The following is a 24,123-nucleotide window of genomic DNA, read 5'->3' as shown; positions in this document are numbered from 1 at the left end:
TTAGTTTCCTATTAGTAGCATGCTTAATCCTAGATAACAGATAAATAATGCAAGATTAAACCAAGATAATTTAAGATCTACATAGTCATGTATGATTTTGGGTATTGCTAGGTTTGTAGTTATAGTCAATATTGCTGCAATAGCTAAAAATAATATTATTGGAGAAATTAGTAGTCCATCAAAAGTAATTACAGGCATATCAGACTCCTTATTTTGTGCGAGATTTTTTTAATTTTATTTCTGGAGGTAAATTAAGGCTAATTTTCCTATAGATAGATGTATGATACACTGTATCGCAAAATGGTACAAGAATGTTTTGGCAATTTTATATGAAAAAAGCTATTATTAGTCAAAAGACTTTTAAACCTCAGAAATTATTAACTTTTTATGAGTAATGAAAAAAAAATCCAAGTAATCAGCAGAGCTGTGAATGTGCTACAAAGTATTAGTAATGAGCCTGGAGGCATGAGCTTGGGAGATATAGCAAAGAAGGTCAACTTACCTCGATCTACAGTTCAAAGAATAGTTGCTGCTCTTGAGGCTGAAGGATTCACACGAAGCGAAGGGGCAGGTAAGATTTTGCTTGGATCAGGTGTTTTTAAGTTAGCATCTTCATCTTATGCAGATATAGTCTCTTTGACACAGAACACATTAAGGAAGCTTAGTGAAAAAATACGTGAAACAGTTGTTCTGACACAATCAAACAATACCGATCTTATAATAATGCATAGGTTCATAGCGAATAGGGAACTGCAGGTAATTCCAAGAATAGGTGTACTTGAGAAGCCAATTTACTATACAGCTTCTGGTAGGGCTTTGTTAGCGCTGTACTCAGATGAGGAAATTATCGATATCCTGGATGAAGGTATTGAAGATAATAAAGAATTGTTTGAAAGGCTTGCTAAGATTAGAGAAGATGGTGTTGAATATGATTATGGTAAAACAATAGAGGGCATAGTCAGTACGGCAGTAGCTGTAAATACATTTTTAGGTAGTCTTGGTGTTTCTATTCTTGTACCTCAATATCGTTATGCGGAAAATAAAGATTTTTATATCAAAGAGCTTTTAAAAGTTAAATCTAAAATTTTAGCAGATATAGGTGTGAAATATTCTGAATAGATTGATCAATTAGATCTTCTAGTATAAACAAATTGACAATCTATGGTTATATGAGAGAATTCGAAGATCAAAAAATCTTATTTTAAAATATAAATAGATGTCTACTAATGACTGGAAAAAAGCCCTTAAAGAATCTTTCTACTCACCTTTAGAATTATTAAAGTTTTTGGAAATAGATAGTGAAGAGGCCAAAGTTTCATTAAATATAACCAAGAGATTTAAAATGATAGTGCCTAGATCATTCGCTAATAGAATGCAAAAAGGTAATATCAATGATCCATTGCTCAAACAGGTTTTACCAACTATCGATGAAGAAGTGATAGATCAATCCTATAGTAGCGATCCACTTGATGAAAAAAATTATAATAAAGTGCCAGGACTATTACATAAATATCATGGTAGAGTTCTGCTGATATCACAAACAAGCTGCGCTGTGCATTGTCGCTATTGTTTTCGTAAAGAGTTTGATTATAGAGAAAATATCCCTGGTAGAAAAGATTGGTTAAAAGCATTTGAATATATAGCAAATGATAGTAGTATCGAGGAGGTCATATTAAGTGGAGGTGATCCTCTTTTAAATAACGATGAGATATTAGAATTTTTTGTAGAAAATATCCAGCAGATATCTCATATCAAAAGGCTTAGGATTCATTCAAGAATACCTGTAGTATTACCAGAGCGAATGACTGCTAAACTTTTGAAAATTCTTTCAGAGCATAGGCTTGATACTGTATTAGTAATACACGTTAATCATCCAAATGAGTTAGATGATAGTATTAGAGAGGTTTTAAAGGAAATACACAATCATGGCATAATTATCCTAAATCAAAGTACATTACTTAAAGACATAAATGATGATGCTAATGTGCTATATGCTTTGAGTACAAAACTTATAAATGCTAAAGCGATTCCGTACTATATACATTCACTAGATACTGTTTCAGGAACTAAACACTATAATGTTGATAATGCTAAAGATATTATGAAAAAACTGTCTGAAATTTCATCAGGATTTATGGTGCCTGTATTAACCAAAGAGATCCCAGGCTATCCATCTAAAAAATGGCTATCTTTTCATAGTTAATTGAAGAATAAAAATATGAATTAATTTTCTTAAGAAAGACTATCTTTATAGTTATAAGGATGGTTTAGATTAGATAGATTTGATATTAACAGCAGCCATTTTGCCTCTGTTTTCTTCAACTTCAAAGCTAATTTTTTCGCCTTCACGTAGAGTGCTTAAACCAGCATTTTCTACTGCACTGATATGAACGAACACATCTTTACCACCATCTTGAGGCTCTATGAATCCGAATCCTTTAGTCGTATTAAAAAATTTAATAGTACCTTGTCTCATTGTTTTATTTCCTTTTGTTTTGTTGTCTTATATAAGTTAAATCACATTGGGCTTAGTTTTAAACTTTAACGATTTACTTATAAAGGATAGATTATTGGAAATAAACTTCTGATTATATTAGTTTCGTAGTAGTCAAATTAAAGTTACAATATAAATAACTGACACTAATCATATAGTATAAAAGTATTAATTGAAAGCTTTTTAATGAAAACTAGGTATCTTAGTTAAATCAAAATCTTCTTCGTATTTGTCCAAGTCTTTTAGATATAGGCATAAATCTTGAAAATCTAAACAACTTTCTACCATCGAAGATTCTTTGTTATCACTAAAGTCTCTATCCGTCATATGGTTTATTAAATTAATAAACTGTTCCATAATCTCAGTATTGAATATACTAAGCTCTGCTGCTTGAGCTATACTTACTTTTTTCGATTCTGATATTTTCTGGACTAAAGCAGTTATATCACTAAAAATAACTTCTACCATTTTATTATTTTCAAAATTAATGAATGTGTTTTTGGGATCAATCATTCTAAATATATATTGTTAAATAGATGCTTATTATACTCTTAAATGAGAGCATAATCTTAGTTATATTTGTATATGTCTCCATAATATGTATTTTTAGTGGATACTTTGTATTAACATTGATAGTGTATAAATAAAATAAAGCCTCTAAATCTTCTTTAGATACTTCATTGCTATTTTGCTAATAATAATTTTTAACCCTAAAAGAACTTTAATAGTTCTTAATATTCTAAAATTAAGAGAGGATAATATGCCAAGAATAATAGTCGATCCCAGAAAACCTTTTGATATTAGTCTAAGAAACTTCAAAAGAGCTTGTGAAAAAGCAGGTATTAAACAAGAGCTTAGAGAAAGACAGCATTACGTAAAACCAACCCAGAAGAGAAAAATGGCTAAAAAAGCAGCTATAAGTAGAGCTAAAAAAGAAGCAAGAAGGTTTTATTCTTATTAATCCTAAGACTGTTGGTCTTTTTTTTACTATCAACTTTAAGAAAGCTTAATAAAAAGTTTAGAAGTGTAGTTTGGTAGGGCAGTATAATAGTTTTACTCTTATTAGATAAAAAATACTTTACAAATTTTAGACATAAAAAAAGCCCACATTGCTGTGAGCTTTTAATATGGCGGAGAAAGAGGGATTCGAACCCCCGGACCTGTTACAGTCAACGGTTTTCAAGACCGCCGCTTTCGACCACTCAGCCATTTCTCCGAACTGATGGAGTATATTATACAATTATTTGTCTGCATTGCAAGGCGATTTTTGACAAAAATACCAAGATATTTGAAGATTTATATAGTAACTTTTATAAAAGATAATATATTATCGATAATATAACTTATATTTAAAGGTTGAGTGATGATAAATTTTTTAGCAAAAAATCAAAACTGGGCAAAAATAGCTCCATGGGCTGGTATATTCTTTACAATATTACTATTTGCTAATTTTTCTGTATATGATCCACATTTTTGGGGATTAATTAATATTCCTATGTATTTGTTCCACCAGACAGAGGAGCACTATGTACCAGGTGGCTTTAAAGATTTTATGAATCGTACAGTTATGGCATTGCCACAAGGTCAAGAAAAACTTACAGACATTAAGATATTTTGGATAAATATACTTATGGTGTGGTTAGTATTTGCAGTTTTTGGAACTTTGAGCTTTATCAATCTTGGTTTTGGATTGTTGATTATAATTTTCAGTATTATAAATTGTTTAACACACATTGCAGAAGGGGTTAAGCGTAAAAGCTGGAATCCTGGATTAGTTATGGCTAGCCTACAGTTTATCATATCTATATTTGCAGCTTATTATGTAACAGTACATGGTTTGGATAATCCTGTAGCTTGGTGGGTAGGGACAATAATTTTTTCAATCTTTGCGCATATCTTATTATTTAAACTTGTAATGACTAAAGATTAGTCATAAATCTATATTTATAAATAGACATTTCTGATACATCATATTATTATCTTGCTTAAAATTTGTTTAGCTAAATCTAATAAAAGAGGCTTAAAAATGTCAGATACTAGATATCAAATCACCAAAAAAGTTACTCTAGTGGGGATGTTTGTTAATGCATTGCTTGCTATTTCAAAAACATTTATTGGAATTATAGGACGCTCACCAGCATTGTTTGCTGATGGCATACACTCATTTTCAGATCTTTTGAGTGATGCTATGGTTTTATTTGCTGCTAAGTATGCTAATAAAGGCGAAGATCACAACCATCCTTATGGACATGAAAGATTAGAGACTCTAGCGACATTAGTGCTTTCTGGTTTACTTATATCTATAGGTTTTTTGATTGTATATCATTCGTTAGCTACATTGATACTAGGTGAATATGAAACTCCAGATAGATTTACTGTGTATGCAGCAGTTTTTTCTATATTTGGCAATGAATTTATCTATCAGTATACTATGCGAGCTGCAAATAAAATTGATTCTGATATGTTAAGGGCCAATGCTTGGCATAGCCGTTCAGATATGTGGTCTTCAGTAGTTGTTTTAGTTGGCTTGTTTGGTGCTTTTTTAGGTTTCCCATGGATGGATGCAGTTGCTGCCCTAGTAGTCTGCTATATGATCGTTAAGATGGGTGTCAAGTGGGGTTACTCTGCTGTTGCTGAGCTTATCGATGAAGGTGTTGATGCTGAAACACGTAAAAGCATCAAAGAAATAATTACCAATTCCGAAGGGGTGCATGATTTTCATTTTTTGAGAACTAGAAAAATGGCTGGTAAAATTGTATTGGATGTACATATTTTAGTTGATAAGTTTAGTACAGCTTCTGAGGGTCACTATATAGCAGAGATTGTTAAGAGTAATATTTATCATAATATCGAAAATATCAAGGATATTACAGTGCATGTGGATGTTACAAATCATGAAGATGGTGTAATTAAGCTTGAGAACTTTGAGCCTTCTCGTTTGGAGATACTATCTGAGATAAAAGCTATTTTTGATGAAAATAATATTCCAGAAAGTAATATTTTAGATAAAAAGATGTCTATATATTATTTTGAAAATGAAATTTTAGTAGATCTATATGTCAAAAGATCAAATGATCTAAAAAGACTATCTAAAGTATTGAGCAACTTCTCTGTAAACGGATATAATATTAATGTAAGCTTATACTGTAATTTAGCTGATAGCTAATACTAAGGAGATTAAATGAAAATCAAAAAAGCGGTTTTTCCTGTTGCCGGTTGGGGAACTAGATTTTTACCAGCAACTAAATCATGTCCTAAAGAAATGCTAACTGTTGTCGATAAACCATTGATCCAATACGCAGTTGAAGAAGCCATTGAAGCTGGCTGTAAGGAGATAATTTTTGTTACAAGCTCAAATAAAAAGTCTCTTGAGGATCATTTTGATAGAAACTTTGAGCTAGAATATTCATTAGAGAAAAAACAAAAATATGAGCTACTAGATTTAGTCAAAAATATAATCCCGAAAGATGTGAGCTTTTTCTTCGTTCGTCAGCCCGAAGCTTTAGGGCTAGGTCATGCTGTGCTATGTGCTAAACCTCTTGTGGGTATCGAAGACTTTGCTGTAATACTGCCTGATGATCTAGTATATAATCATGATTGTGGCACTGGTACCCTTAAACAAATGGTCAAAGCTGTAGAAGGTACTGATATTAGAGGTTGTATAGCTACTCAACAAGTTAAAAGAGATGAAACTAGCTCTTATGGTATTGTAGCTAAAGATAATGAAAACCTTATAAAAGCAATAGTTGAAAAGCCAGCTCCAGAAAAAGCACCATCAACAAATGCTGTAGTTGGAAGATATTTGCTACCAAATAAAATTTTCAGATGTTTAGAATCAACTTCAGAAGGTGCAGGTGGGGAAATTCAACTAACAGATGCAATAGCTAAACTTCTTGATCAAGAAGAAAAAATTCTATCTTATGAGTTTAAAGGCACTCGTTATGACTGTGGTAGTAAATTAGGATTTTTGATTGCTAATTATGAAATAGCTCTTCAGCATAAAGAATTGGGTGATAAATTTAAAGAGTATCTTCAAAATAGATAAATCTTTATCAATATTTAATAATTCTTATTAAATATTGATAGTGCAAATATAGTCAAAAATTCAGCTAAATATGCTAATATAAATTTTAATCGTGTTTTTAAAGTTAATAATATGCCGTACTCAAGTTTTCAAGTTTCAGAAGACTTCATAGCCCAGGCTAATGTCAATGCTGAGCAATATGAAGTTATGTATAAAGAATCAATAGAAAATCCAGAAGCATTTTGGTCAAAGCAAGCCCATCATATTAGCTGGCATAAACCATTTGATAAAGCTTATGCAAGTAGTTTTGATCCAGTTGATATTCAGTGGTTCAAAGGTGGTGAGCTAAATGTTTGTTATAACTGTGTTGACAGGCACTTAGTAGACAAAGCAAATAAGATTGCATTTGTTTGGCAAGCTGATGATCCATATCATACTAAAAATATTACATATAGAGACTTGTATCATAGAGTATGTGAAATGGCTAATATACTTGAAGCTAATGGTGTCAAAAAAGGTGATGTTGTAACCATCTATATGCCAATGATACCAGAGGCAATATATGCGATGTTAGCTTGTGCACGTATAGGAGCTATGCATTCAGTTGTATTTGGAGGTTTCTCAGCAGAAGCACTTAAGCAGAGAGTCATAAATGCAGATAGTAAGTTTATAATTACAGCAGATGAAAGTATTAGATCAGGTAAGAGAATACCTCTTAAAAAAAGTGTAGATAGAGCGATCTCTGGTTTAGACTTTGTTAGAAATGTCCTAGTTGTGAGTAGGACTAAGACAAAGGATATGGTTTGGAACGATATAGATCTTTGTTATGATAAAGAGTGTGCTAAAGTTTCTGATGAACATAAAATAGAATTCTTTGATGCAGAGATGCCTCTGTTTATGCTGTATACTTCAGGATCAACAGGTACTCCGAAAGGTCTTGTCCATACTTCAGGAGGGTATCTTGTCTATGCAAGCATGACTCATAAGTTGGCTTTTGATTTGAAGGAAGATGATGTCTACTGGTGTACAGCTGATATTGGTTGGATTACTGGGCATAGTTATGCTGTTTATGGTCCGCTTGCTAATGGTTGTACCTCCTTAATCTTTGAAGGTGTTCCAACATACCCAGATGCTTCTAGAATGTGGAAAGAAGTTGATAGACATAATGTGAAATCGCTATATACAGCACCAACTTTGATTAGATTATTAATCAAAGCTGGAGATAAGTATCTTAGAGATTCAGATAGAACTTCATTGAGGGTATTAGGATCTGTAGGAGAGCCTATTAATCCAGAAGCATGGAACTGGTTTGTAGAAAAGGGTGCCAATAATCAAGCACCTCTTGTTGATACTTGGTGGCAAACTGAGACTGGTGGACACATGATCCTACCATTACCAGGAGCACACAAGTTGAAGCCAGGATCTGCATCTAAGCCTTTCTTTGGTGTTGATGTGGCTTTATTAGATACAGATGGTAAAGAGATCGAAGGAGTTGGCAAAGGAGCTTTGTGTATTAGAGCTGCGACTCCTGGTATGGCTAGAACTATTTATGGTGATCATGATAGATATATTCAAACATACTTTAGTAGTTTCAAAGGTTTTTATTTCTCAGGAGATGCTGCTAGAAGGGATGAGGATGGCTATATCTGGATAGAAGGTCGTATGGATGATGTTATTAACGTATCAGGTCATAGAATGGCAACTGCTGAAATAGAAGCTGTATTGAATACTCACTCTAGTGTTGCAGAATCTGCTGTAGTTGGTATGCCTCATGATATCAAAGGTGAAGCAATTTATGTCTATTGCATACTAAAAGATGGTCATGATGGTAAGGGTGCTGGAGATGAATATCTTGATAGCATCAGAAAAACATTGGTATCTTATATTAGACAAGAGATCGGTCCAGTAGCAAGTCCAGATGTGATTCAGTTTACTCCAGATTTACCAAAAACTCGTTCTGGTAAAATCATGAGAAGAATTCTGAGAAAAATAGCTGCAAATGATTTTGATAATTTAGGTGACACATCTACACTTTTAGATCCGAGTATAGTAGAGTATCTGATAAAAAATAGATAACCTAAAACTCATGAGCTCTTCTTTATTTCAAGGGTATGTCAAAATATTCTTAGCTTTAGTTTTCTGGGCTAGCTTATATCATATAGCACCTATTCCATTAGAGTATGTCGATATATATATGGTTGGTCTTATTCGTTACATTATGGCGTCTTTGATTTTTCTTGTAGTGCATTATATTTTCACCAAAACATTATTTCCACGCTTAAATCTTAGACAATGGCTTTATGTTATAGCTGTGGGGTTCTTTGGAGTGTTCTTGTACAACATAACATTCTTATGGGCTGAGAAACTTATATCAGGAAATATTGTTGCAATTATATATGCTTTTAGTCCATGTTTAATAACTATACTGTCAAGCTATATGTTCAATATGAGAGTTAATCAACAAGCAAAAATAGGTATCTTAGTTGCTTTGTTAGGTACAATTGGTGTTGTTATGTTTTCTAGTGCTGCCTCACAATGTTCAACTAGCGTAAATATGAATCTTGGAGAAGTATTAAGTATATTAGCAGTTGTTTGTTTCTCCGCTTATGCAATATTCGGTAAATGTTGTGTAAGAGAAGGTGTTGATATGATTACAATCAATACTTATGGAGCTATAGTTGGCATGATAATGTTTGCTGTTGTAAGTTTATTTAAATCTGATTTTTCTCAACTTGATAATACAGATATTAAGTTCTGGGTGAGTATGTTATACATAGCTGCATTTGCAACGGTATTAGCTTATTTATGGTACTTAAGAGCTCTTGAAGAAATTGGAGTTTATAAAACAGCAGTTTTTCAAAATACTATGCCATTCTTAGTTATTTTGATTGGTTTTGTTTTATACGGAGAAACAATTTCGATCTTATCACTACTTTTTGGAGGAGTAGTGTTCTTGGGTGTATATATGACAAATGTTGCAGTTAGTAAAAGAGCTTAGGTTATAATTTATTCTTAAAATCTGCACCGTAGGGTGAATATTTAAATCCGATACTTTCACGATTATGAACTTCAACAAGCCTTGAGTGTAGATTAGAACTAGTAGCCGAATCTCTATGGAATTTACTCCATTGATTGTTTTTGTAGGTGTCTTTACAACCAACGAGCATAAAAGCTAGGCTTATAAAGCATATGATTTTTTTTAGCACAACTGAAAATTCATAGAGCAGTTAATAATAAAGTTAATTATATATTATTGGATTAAATTAACGAATAGATAAAGATTTTTAAACTGTAATTATTCATGAAAATAAAGTTTTACTAATCAATTTTAAATAGGTGCTATTTTTTTTTCTATGTATTTGTTTTATAATAGGAGTTATTCTCAGTGAGGTTTTTATTTATCTGTATTAGTTGTATGAATAATAGAGGTTTCTCAATAACAGAGCTAATGATAGTGGTAGCTATTTTCGCTATTATAGCTGCTGCAGCGGTGCCATTATATTCAAATTATCAAGTTAGAGCAAAGCTTTCAGGTACTGATATGACAGCTAGAAGCTATATTGATGAAATGACTCATTATGCAAACGTAAACGGCGAGTTTCCTGATGATGATTCTGAGCTTTGGGGGTGTGTTGAAGTAAATAAAGGTAGTGTTGTAGAAGTATGTAAGGAAAAAGTAGATGCTCAAAATGCATATATTGAAGTACATGTTGAACCAACTTTAATACCTAGTGTTACAGATCCATATTACCAGTATGACCTATCTATAGTAGAGTAAATTTAAAATTGGGAGACAGATAATGAGTATAAAAAAAGTAATAATTATTTTTTGGAGTATTTTTTTAGTACTTTATTATTGAATGCTACAAATCTAGAAGTTGTCAAAAGCGCTGGAAACATTCCTGTAAATATGGTGCCCGGAGTTACAAATCCTATAGGCGAAAACGAATCAGCACCCTCTGAAAGAGATAGCTATTTTAGTCAGATAGGTCTTTTGAATGCTAGTCAAGTTCAAGTAAATGATGAAGATAGCGGTATTTATGTTGGTGAGGATTCAGAAGGTAATAAAATGTTTGCTTTTTATCCATCTGTTGAAGTTCCTGAAGATTCAATTATGGGTCAGGGTGATCCTGATCAGATAGTTAATAATATTGCAGAGAGATACTCCTCCTCTTCTGATAGCTTCATAGCTGAAGCTGCAAAGAACTTCGTTGAGGCAGTTAAAGATCTAGAACCATCTGACTTTAAAGGTTGGAGTGCTATGGGGTCTGCTTGTTCTTCGGCAGGATTATCAAGGGTTAAATTTAGATCACCGGGAAGCTTATCTAATACATGCGGAAACCCAAGTTATCCTAATACTGTACTATGTACTCAGTCATCAGGAGGAGCTGCTTTTTCTAATATAGATTCTAGTTTAGGATACGGGTGTGCAAGTTAGAAAGCACTTATCGCTGCATCTCTTCTAAAAACCATCTATTAAGAGAGATTATACAGTTTCCATATTTAATAGATTCATAAGTTCCTCCATTATATGCAGAGCTAATGTTTGAGCATATATTATCACGGTATCTTTTAAAATCTTTGATGTTAGATCCTTTAAGAGAATCTAGTTTTTTGTCGTACGTTTGCATTTGAGCCTTGAGGCACTGGTTAATTTCATAAGTATTACCATCACATATTGAATTATTGGCAAAAACTAGTATTGGTATAAATAGTGAGAGTATTATTCTAAGCATTATTTTATATCCTATATTTCGATGATATGACTATCTAAATCAAGAAAGTCATTAATTTTGTTTTTTTCTGTTGTAGTAATGAAAACCTGTGATTTTAGCTTTTTTAGATAGTTAAATAGTGTCTGCGTGTGAATATTATCAAGTTCAGATGTTATATCATCTATTAGATAAATACATTTATTTTCATTTTCTAGGTTATGAATTTCTCCTTGTGCTAATTTGATTGCACAGATCAGTAGTTTTTGTTGACCACGGGAGAAGATATCTTGTATTGGCTTATGATTTATAGTTAGGACTATATCTGCCTTATGAGGTCCATGATTAGTTACATTATATCTATTATCAGATTCAAATGATTCCTCTAAAACCTGTGTTAGACTTTTGTGTGAATTCCAGCCACGGAAGTAATCTATGTCGAGTTTCAAATTTGGGTTAAACTGCGATAGAATTTCATAGATCTTTGGTTTTAATTTTGAGAAATAAGCATGTCTCTTTTTATCCAATATATCTGCAAATTCACATAATTTTTTATCTATTCCGTTAATATAAGTTTTAGGATAGTTTTGTTTAAGAGCTGAGTTTCTTTGCTTTACTAAAAATTTGGTTTGTTGCCATATTTTTAAAAATGTTTTATCAAGATAAAAAGCTCCCCAGTCGAGTACTTTACATCTTTGTTGAGCACCTGAATTTATAATGTTGAAGCTTTCAGGATTCATTAATTGGATAGGTAAAACTCGAGTTATCTCAGTGTGATTTTTTTGAATTTCTGAGTTTAGTTTTGAAATATTATTACTATTTTTCTTGCGTGATAGTGAGATGATTACTTCATCTTGGTTATAGGCTTTAGTGTATACTATAAACTCATCGCAATCATGATTAATTATGCGATTGAGCTGTGAGCTGCGAAATGATCTACTATGTGAGAGAAAATATATCGACTCAAGTATAGATGTTTTACCAGAACCATTTTTGCCAACTATAAAGTTTATACTATTTTTAAAATCAAAACTCTTAAAAGGAATATTTCTAAAGTTTTGTAAGCGTAAGTTGGCTATATACATTTTTTAGATAAATTCTAAGCTGTTATTATAAATTTGTTGTTTTAGTATATCAGGATTTAATTGATAAATATCCTTAAGCAATTCAAAAATTGTAGGTATATTTTCTGGAGTGTTAATATCTTCATAACTATTATAAAGTCTCATGTCAGGTGAGTCTGTTTCTAAAACAATATTTTTAGGATTGATTTTTTGTAGAGTTTGTTTAAGTTTTGATTGTGGATGAGAGATAATTCCTCCAATGCCTAATTTAAAACCAAGATCTATATACTGTTGTGCGATAGTATCGTTTGCATTAAAAGCATGAATAATACCACAATTAGTAAATTTTAAATCTTTAATGATTCGTAATACCTCATTATGAGATTTTACAGCATGAATAATTACTTGTTTATTGAGATTTTTAGCAATAGCTATTTGCGCTGAAAAAAATTCTATCTGTTTATCAAAATTTTCAAATCTTTTATCTAGACCAATTTCCCCAATTATTTTAGTTGAGTGTTTATTGCTATATTCTTCTAAAGCATTTAAGTCAGAGATACTATGATTATTAATAAATACTGGATGTAAGCCAAAACAAATAGAGATATTATTATATTGTTGATTAAGTTGAATTAGATTGTCCCAATTATTTCTTTGAGTAGCCGGGTCTATAAAGTGAGTAATACCTAATTCATCACAGTTTTGTAATAGTGTAGTTCGTGTTTTATCAAAAATAGTAAAATCTAAGTGACAATGCGTATCAATAAACATAGATGTTTAGTTAAATTCTTTGGGTTATTAAGTTATAATATAGCCCAATATTCATAATAATTATACTTTCCAGCATCTAGAGAGTATTAATAAAGTAAACATTTATCTATAGGGTTTGTAAATGAGCAAAGTTACAAAAGATTTTTTATTTGAATTAGGTACAGAAGAATTACCTCCAAAAGCATTGCGAAATTTAGCACAGTCACTGTTAAACAGTGTAAGTAACCAATTACAAGAGGCAAAAGTTAGTTTTGGTAAAACTAAGTGGTTTGCGTCACCAAGAAGGTTATCTTTTGTAATTAAAAATTTAGCAGAGTTTCAAGATGATATAGTTATTGAAAAACAAGGGCCTTTAGTAAATATTGCGTATAAAGATGGTGAGCCAACAAAAGTAGCTTTGGGATTTGCAAATTCTTGTGGTGTAGAGCTTGATCAGTTAGATAGAATCGAAACACCAAAGGGTGACAAACTTTATTATAAAACTACACAGTCTGGTCAGCCAACTATTTCCTTATTGCAAGAAATCATTGCAAAAGCGCTTAAACAGCTACCAATTCCAAAAATGATGCGTTGGGGTGATTCGGTAGTTGAATTTGTGAGACCTGTGCATTGGGTCTTGGCATTATACGGTAGAGAAGCTGTTGATATTGAGATTCTAGGACATAAGGCTTCTAATGTTACTTATGGGCATAGGTTTCATCATCCTGATGCAATATATATCAATGAGATTTCTGAATATGAGGGAGTATTAGCTGAAGCTAAAGTTCTTGTCGATTGGGAGCAACGCAAGCAGATGTTAATTGAACAAGCCCAAAAGATAGCTAAAGAAAATAACTATAAAGTAGTTTTGGATGATGATCTTGTTGAAGAGGTTTGCGCTATTGTAGAGTATCCGAATGCTATGCTATGTAGTTTCAATAATGATTTCTTGAGAGTACCGCAAGAGGCGTTGATATCCTCAATGGAGGAGCATCAAAAGTGTTTTGCATTATTAGATTGCGATAATAATCTTGTTGCAAACTTTATTACAATCTCAAATATTGAGAGTAAGAAGCCTGAGCTTGTAACATCTGGTAATCAAAAAGTTATGAACGCAAGATTAGCTGATGCGGCATTTTTCTATGATACAGATCTGAAGAAATCTTTAGAACAGTTATTACCTAGATTAGAAAATGTTACATTCCAAAATAAACTTGGAAATATGTATCAAAAAGCTCAAAGAATTGCTAATACAGCACAGAAACTAGCAGATTTGAATGATGTAGATAGCCAACAAGCTTACAGAGCTGGTTTATTAGCTAAGGCTGATTTGATATCTGATATGGTATTTGAGTTTACTGATCTACAAGGGATCATAGGTAAGTATTATGCAAAAGCGTATGGTGAAACAGATATCGTCGCTGATGCTATAGAACAACAGTATTGGCCAAAATATTCTGGTGCAGAATTACCAAAAACTGATGTCGCAGCTTGTGTTGCATTAGCAGAAAAGTTAGATACTCTAGTTGGGATATTTGGAATTGGTCAAAAACCAACAGGAAACAAAGATCCATTTGCTCTAAGAAGATCTGCAATTGGTATTCTACGTATTCTAAGAGATACAAATATTGATATAGCTTTAGAAAAGATTATCGAAATTGCATTAGATAGCTATAAAGAAGTAAATAAATTAGAGTTTAGATCTGATATAAAAGCAGAAGTTATATCATTCTGTCTAGATAGACTAAAAAATCTATATAAAGATGAAGGTATCGCTGTAAATATCTTTGAGTCAGTGATTAATACTAAATATGATTCAATCAAGGATTTTGCAGCTAGAATATTGGCTGTAACTAGCTTTCTATCTTCAGATAAAGCGCAGAGCCTTATAGCATCAAATAAGCGTGTTGCTAATATTCTTAATAAGAACGCTTCCGATGAGAATAAGGACTTTTATAACATTGAGTTAGCTAAATCGATAGGTAATGAGTATGAGCTAGCACTTGCTTATAGTATCGAAGAAATAAGTGCTGGTCTTGATAAGTATTTAGACAATAGAGACTATGGCTATGCTTTAGAGCTTCTAACTTGTCTTGATAAAGTCATTAGCGAGTTCTTTGAAAATGTAATGGTTATGGATGATGATGCCAGTGTCAGAGATAATCGAATTGCATTACTTGCAACTATTCATAAAATGTTTGTTGGTGTAGCTGATATTTCAAAACTTTAATCTTAAAATATTTATTTCATTATTTTTCTGCTTTATTATATTTAATAAAATAATCTTTTTTTAAAAAATATGTCAGAACAAAAAAATGTTTTAGGTGGTATGTTGAAGCCGTGTTGTTTAGAGCCTAAGACTGGGTTTTATAGAGATGGTTTTTGTCGTACTGATAATCATGATCATGGCTTACATGTTGTATGTGCCATTATGACCAAAGAGTTTCTAGAGTATACAGCATCAAGAGGCAATGACTTGTCTACACCTAATCTTTTATTTGATTTTCCTGGGCTTAAAGCTGGAGATAAATGGTGTCTATGTGCGTTGAGGTGGTTAGAGGCATATCAAAATGGAGTAGCTCCAGAAGTAGTGCTTGAGTCAACTAATGAGAAAGCTCTACAAGTAGTTAAGAAAGAATATCTGTTAGAAAAGGCTCATTCTGTAGAGGTTTAGCTTCTATTAGCTTTTTTATTTAGTTTATAAATTCCAAAAAGTAGCATAACTGTTGCTAATGCAAAGATAAATTGAAAAATTGGAGATGCTATCACTAAATCTCTATCATGATAGAAACTTATAAAATAACTTCCGCTTGCTGCAATCATATTTTTGATAAAGTTAACAATCGAGTTAGCTGTACCAAAACTATGATCAATTTGATCTATTGCAAATGAATAAATAAGAGTTGAGCTAAAGGCTACATTTCCACATAAAACAAACATTATTAATGTATAAAAAAAGGCATTATCAAAATTTAGGCTATTAAAGATAATTGAAATAATACAGCTCATAGTTATAAGTGCGACACTATAGTATAAGAATTTAAGTTGTTGAACTTTGCTTGAGTGTCTTTTTATCAAGTAATTTGCAAATATAGCAGCAACACAGCATAAACCATAATATATACAGTACCATAAAGATCCTGTTGTATAGCTACCTAGGTAAATTAAAGCTGATGATGAAATATAGATAAAAAGAGCTGCAAAAATAGTACCACTTGCTACTGTGGCAAGCATAAAGCGAGGATTAGTTAAATGTTGAAAGTAGCTTGGTATTAATTTTAGAATACTAGACTTTCTATCTTTATGCTCTAGAGTTTCTTCAATTAGAAAAGCACATAGAAGCATAACTACACCATATATAGTTAAAAAGTGAAATGTACTTTGCCAAGTATGAGTTAAATTTGTAAGAATAGTACCAATTATTGGAGCTACTATTGGAGCTATTAACAATATTATTATTATTGATGCTACAAGGTTTGTAAGTTTAGCACCTTTGTAACAATCACGAGCTATTGAGAAGGCTATTACAGCACCTACTGAGTCAGATAATCCTTGTATCAAACGCATTATTTCAAGCATTTTGAAGTTATAACTATATGAACATAGGACAGTACTTATGATATAGATTACGCTACCAATGATAATAATCTTTTTGCGTCCATATTTATCAGAGATAGCTCCCCAAAAAAGCATACCGAATGAAAAGCCAATAAAATATGTTGCAAAGGTTGTAAGAACTGTACTATTGCTAACACCAAAGTCATTAGCTATCAGTGGAATAGCAGGAGCATAAGTGTTGACAGCTAGTGGTGGAAGGGCAGCAAACAAAGCCAGTACTATAGGGAATAATTTAGAATCTCGAGTTATATTTTTCATAATTAGATAACAGAGAAAATGTCATATATTATTTTATGGTATCAAGTATATACTCTTTTAATTTTTTACCAACTATTTCATATCTCCAACTAACTAATAGCTTATTATTCGAGTAATTAGGATCGATACTAAGATTGTATGCTACTGAGCGAATATCTTTTCTTGATGCTATTAGTGAAGCATCGAATTTGAAGTTTCTTGTTTCATTATCAAAAAAAATAGTTATTTTGTCATTTATCTCGGTGGATATTTTAGCTCCAGATTTTTGCTCTAAGTTTATATGCTCTAGATTCTGTTTAGAGTTTATAACTGTTATTATGCTTTTTTTGATCCAAGGCTTAAGTTTTTTTAGTTCTTCAGTATCAAATGAGTTTAAAGACTTAGGATTTTTATGAGCTATTGCATAGAGAATTTTATTATCAAAAATAAATCTAACAGGAATATTTTTTTGTTGAGCGATAGATTCACGCCATTGAGCTACCAATATGGCGTTTTTTTGAGTTTTTTCATTAAACTTTTGTATATTACCAATTTTATTATGGATGTTATCAATAGTGTTAAACTCTGTTTTTTGTATCTCTAATAGTTCTTCATGGAAGTATTGCTTATAATCAGTTTGATTAAGTTTTGATTCAAGATGGTATTTGATTTCTATAAGATGCTCAACATCTTTTAGAGCATAGTCAAACTGCTTTTGAGAAAGTGGTCTTTTACGCCAGTCTGAAAATTGAGATTCTTTCTCCATTTCAATATCAAGTATATCTTTGAGTAGAGCCTTGAGAGATATCTGCGATTGAGTACCTAAAAATGAAGCCGCAAGCTGAGTATCAAAAATATTATTAACCTCACAATCAAAAAATCTTTTTATAATTGGGATATCATTTGTTGCCGAGTGGATTATTTTTTGGATATTAGTATCCTCAAAAATATCTTTAAGTTTACTAAAATCAAGATCTTCTAGTGTGTCTATCAAGAAGATTTCATTTTCAGTAGCTATTTGTACAAGACAAAGCTCTGGGTAATATGTACGCATCCAGTAAAACTCTGTATCAACAGCTATTTCTTTTGCATTTTTGAGAGCTTTTACAACATCTTCTAATTTCTTATTTGTATCTATTATCATTTTTTTAATTTGTTGAGAGGTTTACGCCATGCAAGGGTGGCTATTTGTTTAGCATTTTGGGTGATTAAATTTCCGTGAGCCAGAATGATTTTATCAAAATCCCAATCTAGAATTTTCTGTAAAGAGTGAGCTGCAAGTTCTTTATCACTCCAACCGATTTGATATTCTGGAGCAGGTTTAGCTTTGTTCCACATTCTAAGAATTAGCCACCATATCTTTATACCCCAGCCTATATTGTTTGTATTACTACCTATATTTTCAATAACATCTACTAATATTAGAGTTTTGGTGTCTTTATGAAGAAAAGCAACTTCGTTCATAATTTTATTACCCAGAATGGGTTGTTGTAGTAATTCTTCCGAGATAGGCTCATCTGTAAGTATCTTATCATATTTTAGGCCAGGCTGTTTCTTATCCTCACCTTGGCAGATATAAGTTTTAGCCTTAGGAAAAGCATCTTGTGCAGATTTGACATGTAAATGATGGAAGTTTCCAGGAGCTATTATACAGCTAACGTCACCAATCTTTAAAATCCTATTCTTTAAACTATTGTCAATCTTACATGGAGAGTGTATTAGTATAGAATCATCCTTTAGCTTTACTAGTGTTGTACGGGAGCTAAATTTTATCCCTGAATACTTAACTGGATACTCAATAATCCATATTCTATCAGTTATAAAAGGGTATATTTCATACATTAGTTTGTATTTATTAATAAGTAGTAGATTAAACTAGGTATATGTTATCATTTTCATAGATTTATTGTTTAATAAAATTAGATGATTGCTGATAATTCTAAAGATTTTGATTTAAAAAGTTTCTTGGCTAACTTGACTACACACTCCGGTGTTTATCGTATGCTTGATAAGCACGGAGAGATAATCTATGTCGGTAAAGCAAAAAATCTCAAAAATCGGGTAAATAGTTATTTTTCTAAAGGCGCGAAAGATAGTAAAACTCTAATGATGGTAGAGCAAGTAACTCGAATTGAGATAACTATTACTCCTAGTGACTATGAAGCATATTTGTTAGAAAACAATCTCATTAAGCAACATCGTCCTAAATATAATATTCTATTTAAAGATGATAAAAGTTATCCATATCTAGTAATTTCTCGTGATAAATTTCCTAGAGTATCTTTTTATCGTGGTAAATCAGCATATAAAAAAGGTCAATGTTTTGGACCTTATGTATCTATATCATCAGTTAAGAATACTCTAAATATCATCCAAAAAATCTTTCCAATTCGTCAGTGTGAAAACTCATACTATAAGTCTAGGGTTAGACCATGTTTACAGTACCAGATTAAAAGATGCTTGGCTCCTTGTGTAGGCTTGGTTTCTCAAGAGCAATATGATGAACAGCTAGCTATTTTGAAGAAGTTTTTAGCGGGGAAGTTTAGTAGTGTTTTAGAAGAAATTTCAGCTAAAATGTATCAGGCTTCTGAAGATATGGAGTATGAAAAGGCTCAAGTTTATCGCGACCAGTTAGTGATATTACGCAAACTACAACAGCAGCAAATAGTCGATATTCAAGAAGATAAAACATTTGATGTAATCGGTATCTATATGCAAGATAGCTATGCAAGTATAGCCTTATTACAAATTCAAAATGGTGATGTTGTCGCAGATAGACATTGGAGTATAGATGCCAAAGGGCAGGATAAAACCTCAATCATGCATGCTTTTTTATCTCATTTTTATTTAGGTGATGAAATTCGTAATATTTGGCCAAAAAATATAATCATATCAAAAGTTGAGTTTGCTGATATTACTGATCTTATGAATAGTATCTCTCAAAAAATTGGTCAAGCCATAAATTGGATAGTTGCACCAGCTGCTGACAATCTCAAATGGTTGAAATTAGCTGAGGTAAATGCACGACAAAAGTTAAACATCTACACAAGTTCAAAATCTCAGTATCAAAAACGCTTAGAATCACTCAAAGAATTTCTTGAGTTAGAAAAAAATATTAAGCGTATTGAGTGTTTTGATATTTCGCACTTTCAAGGTGAGGCAACCATAGCATCATGTGTTGTATATACAGATGAAAGTGAGGACCGCAAATCTCATCGCAGATACAATATCAAGGATATTAAAGCCGGAGATGATTATGCAGCAATTCATCAGGCAGTATCGCGTCGAGTTAGTTCAGGGTTAGAAGCTGACAACCTCCCTGATGTTATGATAATAGATGGTGGTAAAGGGCAGATTCATCAAGCAGAAGCCGTTTTTAGAGAGTTTGGAATTCAAGATAAAGTCCAACTTGTAAGTTTAGGTAAAGGTGTTGAGCGTATAAGTGGTAAAGAAAAAATCTACAAAGGTTTTGATGATACCGAATATACATTAGATGAGCACAATCCAGGATTTTTATTATTACGACAAGTTAGGGACTCTGCTCATGATCATGCGATTAAAGGTCAGCGTAAAAAAGTAAGTGCAAATAGACAATCATCAATTATTGAAGAAATAGAAGGCGTTGGACCAAAGCGCCGTAAAGCTTTGATAATGTATTTTGGAGGCTGGCAAGAGCTGTCTAGAGCATCTGTTGATGAAATCGCAAAAGTCAAAGGGATTAGTAAAAAACTAGCCCAAGAGATTTGGGAATGTTTTCATTAAAAAATACTAAACATCAGCAACATAATGGCGTAGAATATTCGCATTTTAAAAACTATCAAATTAAGAAAATGAATAAAAAAGGTTTGCTACTAATTATTTTAGGAATATTTTCAATACTCTTTTGTTACTACTTTGTCGATAGACAAATTGTTTGGTTTCTATATGCGCATAATTCTCGACAATACACGATTATGAAGTTTTTCTCAGATGATATTATTTCATTTATAAAAGTTTTGGTATTTGTATTTTATGTATACTATTTCATTAAGCTTATACTCAAAAAAGTAGTAGATATTGATACAAAATTCTTGCTAGTAGCTAATGCAATTATAATTGGGCAATTTATCAAAGATATTTTAAAGGGTATTTTTGGTAGATATTGGACGGAAACTTTTAAGAATAATCCTTCTTTGATTAGAAATGATTTATATGGGTTCAATTGGTTTTCATTCGATAATATTAACAACTCTTTTCCATCTGGTCATGCTACATTTATATTTTCATTTAGTGTAAGTATGTGGATTTTATTTCCAAAATATAGATGGCTTTGGGTATTGTTGGCATTTTTAGTCGTGGTTACACAATTGTTACAATACTTCCACTTTGCTAGTGATTTAATTGCTGGATCAATGCTAGGATCAATAATTGGGTATTATGCAGCCCGGTCTTATAGTCAGAAAACTAAACAGTCTTAAATAGAAATACAAATCTCACAAAACTATAGTTATAAAATATCGATATGTTAAAATTATTACAAATATTTAATATTTGATTTAATTAGACAAAATAACAATGGAAAAGAAACAAGTTAAAGCAGTATCACTAATCTCTGGCGGTCTTGATTCGATGCTTGCAACAAAGCTGATGCTAGAGCAGGGTATACATGTAGAAGGTATAAATTTTTTTACTGGTTTTTGTGTTGAGGGACATACTCATGCAATTCGTAAGCAAGATAAAGAAAAACAAAAACGTAACAATTCACTATGGGTTGCTGAGCAGTTAGGGATTAAGTTACATATTATTGATGTGATTGAAGAGTACAAAGATGTCTTACTAAACCCTAAATATGGCTATGGTGCGAATATGAATCCATGTCTAGATTGTAAGATTTTTATGGTGCGTAAAGCAAAAGAATGGGCAAAGGAAAATGGCTTCGATTTTATAATTACAGGTGAAGTAATAGGTCAAAGACCAATGTCACAGCGTAAAAGTACAATGCCAGTTGTTCAAAAACAATCGGGTGTAGATGATTTATTGCTTAGGCCGCTAAGTGCTAAAAACTTGCCAGAAACAAAACCTGAAAGAGAAGGTTGGGTTGATAGATCTAAGCTAATGGGAATAACTGGTAGAGGTAGAAAAGATCAAATGAGAATGGCGCGTGAGTGGGGTATAGAAGATTATGCATCTCCTGCTGGAGGATGTTGTTTTCTCACTGATAAACAATACTCTGATAAACTAGTTGATTTATGGCAGGCGCGTAACTCAAAAGAGTATGAATTTGATGATATTATGCTTCTTAAAGTAGGCAGGCATATTCGTTATAAACCTGAGTATAAACTTATAGTCGGTCGCGAAGAAGGTGAGAATAATTATTTAAATGGCTATAAAAATCAATTTATACATGTTTACTGCTCATCCCATCAGGGTCCTTTAATTCTTATTGATGGCGACTTTGATAAGGCTGATGAAGATTTTACGGCACAAATTTTAGGCAGATTTACTCAGGGTAAAAATGCTGAAAGCGTAACAATGGTGTTTAACTATCTTGACGGTACTAGTAAGGAAGTTGTGGTTAAGCCGATGCCTGCTGATGAGATTAAAAAAGAGTGGTATATATAATGCAACAATTAAACTTAGAAAGACTTCTTTGTCCAATGCCAGTTATCAAAACACAAAATGCTTTGAAAGCCATGCAGTCAGGTCAACAACTAAAAGTAGTTTGTACAGATCCGGGGACTATGCATGATATTCCAGCATGGTGTAAAGTAAATGATTATATACTTGTCAAAGCAGAACAAGTAGCAGATAAATATGAATTTATAATAGAGGTGAAATAGTGGATCATTCGGTTTTAAATGTGTTGGTTTGTCCAGTTTGTAACTCAAGCTTGCATTATGACAAAGAAAATCAGCTTTTAATTTGTAAGGCTGACAAATTAGCCTATCCAATTCGTGAGAATATTCCAGTAATGTTAGTTGAAGAAGCCAAAAAACTAACGCTAGAAGAGGTAAAAAAATATGGCTAATATTCATGTTGTAATTCCTGCTAGACTTAAGTCAACACGTCTACCTGGCAAGATGCTTGCAGATATCGCTGGTAAGCCAATGATTCAAAGAGTATATGAAAAGGTAGCTAAATCAAAATTTAAGAGCATAATCATAGCTACAGACTCAGAAGAAATAAAAGAAGTTGCAGAAAAATTTGGTGCAAAAGTAATCTTAACAGGAGACGATCATGAATCTGGTACAGATAGGATAGCTGAGGCAGTTACTAAGCTAGGTTTTGCTGATGAAGATATTGTTGTCAATGTACAGGGTGATGAACCTTTGATTCCAATTGAAAATATCGAGCAAGCAGCACAATTATTAATCGAAAAGCCACAAGCAGTTGTCTCGACATTGTGTGAGAGAATTACTGAACCTGGAGACATATATAATCCAAATAATGTCAAAGTTGTTTTTGATAAAAATAATTATGCTTTATATTTCAGCAGAGCCTCAATCCCTTTTGAAAGAGGTTTTTCAGAGAATCATCAAGTTAGTGTATCTGAGTTTTTTAGACATATTGGTATATATACTTATAGAGTTGGTTTTTTGAAGCACTATGCGGAACTTGAAATATCACCAATCGAAAAATATGAAGCTCTTGAGCAACTAAGAGTGTTATATAATGGTTATAAAATTGCTGTTGAGCAATCAGCTAAACCAACTCCTGCTGGTGTTGACACGCTTCAAGATTTAGAAAAAGTAAGGAAACTGTTTGATGTTTAAACTAGATTCTCGTTTAGAGGCAGATACATTTGAAATTTATGAACACTTAGACTGTAAAGTTTTGCTAATGAATAACTCAATAGTGCCTTGGTTTATAGTTGTACCGTTTACAGATAGAACAGAGTGGTATCAGCTTGATGATTCACAGCAGTATAATATTAATAAGATTATTAATAAACTATCTAGTTTTGTAGTTAAAGAATATAATACAGACAAACTAAATGTAGCTACTATAGGCAATGTAGTTAAGCAAATGCATATTCATGTAGTAGGACGTTTTGAAAATGACCCTGTATGGCCAGCTCCAGTTTGGGGTAATATTCAGTCTAAAGCATATACTGAACAAGAAAAAAATAACTTATTAGAAAAAGTCAAAAATATATTCTAGTAAGATTAATCTTGATTAATCATCATATACTATTTATTTCAGTTAACATTTAAATTATTAATTAGCTATAATATTAAGTAAATA

General features: G+C 32.1%; 29 protein-coding genes and 1 tRNA gene. 19 read left to right on the top strand and 11 right to left on the bottom strand.

All coding sequences use genetic code 11. The annotated features are described in order from the left end of the window. Positions 1 to 198: a hypothetical protein gene (locus F7308_RS07595; RefSeq protein ID WP_013923278.1), complete on the bottom strand. Its 198-nt coding sequence runs from the start codon at positions 196 to 198 to the stop codon at positions 1 to 3. Between the two features lie 189 nt (positions 199 to 387). Here F7308_RS07595 and F7308_RS07590 point away from each other — a divergent pair, with 189 nt between their 5' ends. Both F7308_RS07590 and epmB read left to right on the top strand, forming a co-directional pair. Continuing rightward, on the top strand, positions 388 to 1,119 hold the full coding sequence (locus tag F7308_RS07590) for an IclR family transcriptional regulator (protein WP_041263776.1): 732 nt from the start codon (positions 388 to 390) through the stop codon (positions 1,117 to 1,119). Positions 1,120 to 1,216: 97 nt separating this feature from the next. Next, positions 1,217 to 2,203, top strand: a complete 987-nt coding sequence (gene epmB / locus F7308_RS07585; protein ID WP_013923276.1) for an EF-P beta-lysylation protein EpmB — start codon at positions 1,217 to 1,219, stop codon at positions 2,201 to 2,203. A 69-nt stretch (positions 2,204 to 2,272) separates the two neighbouring features. Here epmB and F7308_RS07580 read toward each other — a convergent pair whose 3' ends face one another. Together F7308_RS07580 and F7308_RS07575 are read right to left on the bottom strand one after the other, a co-directional pair. Continuing rightward, positions 2,273 to 2,476, bottom strand: coding sequence for a cold-shock protein (locus tag F7308_RS07580; protein WP_013923275.1), 204 nt, complete (start codon positions 2,474 to 2,476; stop codon positions 2,273 to 2,275). A gap of 201 nt (positions 2,477 to 2,677) precedes the next feature. Then, positions 2,678 to 3,007: a hypothetical protein gene (locus tag F7308_RS07575; protein WP_013923274.1), complete on the bottom strand. Its 330-nt coding sequence runs from the start codon at positions 3,005 to 3,007 to the stop codon at positions 2,678 to 2,680. 247 nt (positions 3,008 to 3,254) lie between these two features. Here F7308_RS07575 and rpsU point away from each other — a divergent pair, with 247 nt between their 5' ends. Further along, positions 3,255 to 3,455, top strand: a complete 201-nt coding sequence (gene rpsU / locus F7308_RS07570) for a 30S ribosomal protein S21 (RefSeq protein WP_013923273.1) — start codon at positions 3,255 to 3,257, stop codon at positions 3,453 to 3,455. Positions 3,456 to 3,622: 167 nt separating this feature from the next. On the opposite strand, the gene F7308_RS07565 is transcribed toward rpsU, so the two are convergent. Then, positions 3,623 to 3,710, bottom strand: a tRNA-Ser gene (locus tag F7308_RS07565). A gap of 144 nt (positions 3,711 to 3,854) precedes the next feature. On the opposite strand from F7308_RS07565, the gene F7308_RS07560 reads away from it, so the two are divergent. The 5 genes from F7308_RS07560 to F7308_RS07540 all read left to right on the top strand — a co-directional run bounded on the left by F7308_RS07560 (position 3,855) and on the right by F7308_RS07540 (position 9,516). Beyond that, positions 3,855 to 4,424 carry an HXXEE domain-containing protein gene (locus tag F7308_RS07560; protein ID WP_156796596.1) on the top strand — a complete coding sequence of 190 codons (570 nt, stop codon included), beginning with the start codon at positions 3,855 to 3,857 and terminating at the stop codon, positions 4,422 to 4,424. 96 nt (positions 4,425 to 4,520) lie between these two features. After that, positions 4,521 to 5,660 (top strand): cation diffusion facilitator family transporter, encoded by a 1,140-nt coding sequence (locus tag F7308_RS07555; RefSeq protein WP_013923271.1) that lies wholly within the window; start codon positions 4,521 to 4,523, stop codon positions 5,658 to 5,660. A 15-nt stretch (positions 5,661 to 5,675) separates the two neighbouring features. Then, the gene (gene galU, locus F7308_RS07550) at positions 5,676 to 6,539 is read left to right on the top strand and encodes a UTP--glucose-1-phosphate uridylyltransferase GalU (protein WP_013923270.1); all 864 of its coding nucleotides are present in this window, start codon (positions 5,676 to 5,678) and stop codon (positions 6,537 to 6,539) included. Between the two features lie 111 nt (positions 6,540 to 6,650). Continuing rightward, complete coding sequence (gene acs, locus F7308_RS07545; protein ID WP_013923269.1) at positions 6,651 to 8,594, top strand: acetate--CoA ligase; 1,944 nt, start codon at positions 6,651 to 6,653, stop codon at positions 8,592 to 8,594. 10 nt (positions 8,595 to 8,604) lie between these two features. Then, positions 8,605 to 9,516 (top strand): DMT family transporter, encoded by a 912-nt coding sequence (locus tag F7308_RS07540; RefSeq protein WP_013923268.1) that lies wholly within the window; start codon positions 8,605 to 8,607, stop codon positions 9,514 to 9,516. 1 nt (position 9,517) lies between these two features. On the opposite strand, the gene F7308_RS10045 is transcribed toward F7308_RS07540, so the two are convergent. Beyond that, a complete protein-coding gene (locus F7308_RS10045) occupies positions 9,518 to 9,724 on the bottom strand; it encodes a hypothetical protein (protein WP_013923267.1) in 207 nt (68 codons plus the stop codon). A gap of 209 nt (positions 9,725 to 9,933) precedes the next feature. On the opposite strand from F7308_RS10045, the gene F7308_RS07535 reads away from it, so the two are divergent. Together F7308_RS07535 and F7308_RS07530 are read left to right on the top strand one after the other, a co-directional pair. Then, positions 9,934 to 10,296, top strand: coding sequence for a prepilin-type N-terminal cleavage/methylation domain-containing protein (locus F7308_RS07535; RefSeq protein ID WP_041263774.1), 363 nt, complete (start codon positions 9,934 to 9,936; stop codon positions 10,294 to 10,296). 51 nt (positions 10,297 to 10,347) lie between these two features. Next, a complete protein-coding gene (locus tag F7308_RS07530) occupies positions 10,348 to 10,956 on the top strand; it encodes a hypothetical protein (protein ID WP_013923265.1) in 609 nt (202 codons plus the stop codon). Positions 10,957 to 10,963: 7 nt separating this feature from the next. Here the strand turns inward: F7308_RS07530 and F7308_RS07525 are convergent, their stop codons facing one another. Genes F7308_RS07525 through F7308_RS07515 form a run of 3 tightly spaced genes read right to left on the bottom strand, consistent with a single transcriptional unit; the run spans position 10,964 to position 13,065 of the window. Further along, positions 10,964 to 11,254, bottom strand: a complete 291-nt coding sequence (locus tag F7308_RS07525; protein WP_013923264.1) for a lysozyme inhibitor LprI family protein — start codon at positions 11,252 to 11,254, stop codon at positions 10,964 to 10,966. An 11-nt stretch (positions 11,255 to 11,265) separates the two neighbouring features. Then, positions 11,266 to 12,315, bottom strand: a complete 1,050-nt coding sequence (recF, locus tag F7308_RS07520; protein ID WP_013923263.1) for a DNA replication/repair protein RecF — start codon at positions 12,313 to 12,315, stop codon at positions 11,266 to 11,268. Between the two features lie 3 nt (positions 12,316 to 12,318). Beyond that, positions 12,319 to 13,065 carry a TatD family hydrolase gene (locus F7308_RS07515; protein ID WP_013923262.1) on the bottom strand — a complete coding sequence of 249 codons (747 nt, stop codon included), beginning with the start codon at positions 13,063 to 13,065 and terminating at the stop codon, positions 12,319 to 12,321. A 121-nt stretch (positions 13,066 to 13,186) separates the two neighbouring features. On the opposite strand from F7308_RS07515, the gene glyS reads away from it, so the two are divergent. Continuing rightward, positions 13,187 to 15,274 (top strand): glycine--tRNA ligase subunit beta, encoded by a 2,088-nt coding sequence (gene glyS, locus F7308_RS07510; RefSeq protein ID WP_013923261.1) that lies wholly within the window; start codon positions 13,187 to 13,189, stop codon positions 15,272 to 15,274. Positions 15,275 to 15,343: 69 nt separating this feature from the next. Beyond that, positions 15,344 to 15,718, top strand: coding sequence for a DUF2237 family protein (locus F7308_RS07505; RefSeq protein WP_013923260.1), 375 nt, complete (start codon positions 15,344 to 15,346; stop codon positions 15,716 to 15,718). On the opposite strand, the gene F7308_RS07500 is transcribed toward F7308_RS07505, so the two are convergent. Genes F7308_RS07500 through F7308_RS07490 form a run of 3 tightly spaced genes read right to left on the bottom strand, consistent with a single transcriptional unit; the run spans position 15,715 to position 18,741 of the window. Beyond that, positions 15,715 to 16,920: a multidrug effflux MFS transporter gene (locus tag F7308_RS07500; protein WP_013923259.1), complete on the bottom strand. Its 1,206-nt coding sequence runs from the start codon at positions 16,918 to 16,920 to the stop codon at positions 15,715 to 15,717. The two genes, F7308_RS07505 and F7308_RS07500, sit on opposite strands and share 4 nt — an antisense overlap. Positions 16,921 to 16,948: 28 nt before the next feature. Continuing rightward, positions 16,949 to 18,043: a ribonuclease D gene (locus F7308_RS07495; protein ID WP_013923258.1), complete on the bottom strand. Its 1,095-nt coding sequence runs from the start codon at positions 18,041 to 18,043 to the stop codon at positions 16,949 to 16,951. Beyond that, positions 18,040 to 18,741 (bottom strand): DUF4336 domain-containing protein, encoded by a 702-nt coding sequence (locus F7308_RS07490; RefSeq protein WP_013923257.1) that lies wholly within the window; start codon positions 18,739 to 18,741, stop codon positions 18,040 to 18,042. Before F7308_RS07490 ends, F7308_RS07495 begins: the two co-directional genes overlap by 4 nt. A gap of 81 nt (positions 18,742 to 18,822) precedes the next feature. On the opposite strand from F7308_RS07490, the gene uvrC reads away from it, so the two are divergent. The 7 genes from uvrC (at position 18,823) to F7308_RS07455 (ending at position 24,039) form a co-directional block, all read left to right on the top strand. Then, positions 18,823 to 20,661, top strand: coding sequence for an excinuclease ABC subunit UvrC (gene uvrC / locus F7308_RS07485; protein WP_013923256.1), 1,839 nt, complete (start codon positions 18,823 to 18,825; stop codon positions 20,659 to 20,661). 68 nt (positions 20,662 to 20,729) lie between these two features. Next, positions 20,730 to 21,356, top strand: a complete 627-nt coding sequence (locus F7308_RS07480) for a phosphatase PAP2 family protein (RefSeq protein WP_041263964.1) — start codon at positions 20,730 to 20,732, stop codon at positions 21,354 to 21,356. Positions 21,357 to 21,453: 97 nt separating this feature from the next. Next, positions 21,454 to 22,500 (top strand): tRNA (5-methylaminomethyl-2-thiouridylate)-methyltransferase, encoded by a 1,047-nt coding sequence (locus F7308_RS07475; RefSeq protein ID WP_041263770.1) that lies wholly within the window; start codon positions 21,454 to 21,456, stop codon positions 22,498 to 22,500. Then, positions 22,500 to 22,718 (top strand): sulfurtransferase TusA family protein, encoded by a 219-nt coding sequence (locus tag F7308_RS07470; protein ID WP_041263768.1) that lies wholly within the window; start codon positions 22,500 to 22,502, stop codon positions 22,716 to 22,718. Before F7308_RS07475 ends, F7308_RS07470 begins: the two co-directional genes overlap by 1 nt. Continuing rightward, a complete protein-coding gene (locus tag F7308_RS07465) occupies positions 22,718 to 22,906 on the top strand; it encodes a Trm112 family protein (RefSeq protein ID WP_013923253.1) in 189 nt (62 codons plus the stop codon). The genes F7308_RS07470 and F7308_RS07465 overlap by 1 nt, the downstream gene beginning before the upstream one ends. Next, positions 22,899 to 23,651 (top strand): 3-deoxy-manno-octulosonate cytidylyltransferase, encoded by a 753-nt coding sequence (gene kdsB / locus F7308_RS07460; RefSeq protein WP_013923252.1) that lies wholly within the window; start codon positions 22,899 to 22,901, stop codon positions 23,649 to 23,651. The genes F7308_RS07465 and kdsB overlap by 8 nt, the downstream gene beginning before the upstream one ends. Then, on the top strand, positions 23,644 to 24,039 hold the full coding sequence (locus F7308_RS07455; protein WP_013923251.1) for an HIT domain-containing protein: 396 nt from the start codon (positions 23,644 to 23,646) through the stop codon (positions 24,037 to 24,039). The genes kdsB and F7308_RS07455 overlap by 8 nt, the downstream gene beginning before the upstream one ends. Positions 24,040 to 24,123 lie beyond the last annotated feature (84 nt).

Origin of the sequence: Francisella salina, assembly GCF_000219045.1 — a bacterium.
In the GTDB taxonomy this organism is placed as follows: Bacteria; Pseudomonadota; Gammaproteobacteria; order Francisellales; family Francisellaceae; genus Francisella; species Francisella salimarina.
This window is presented reverse-complemented; position numbering and strand designations above follow the sequence as displayed.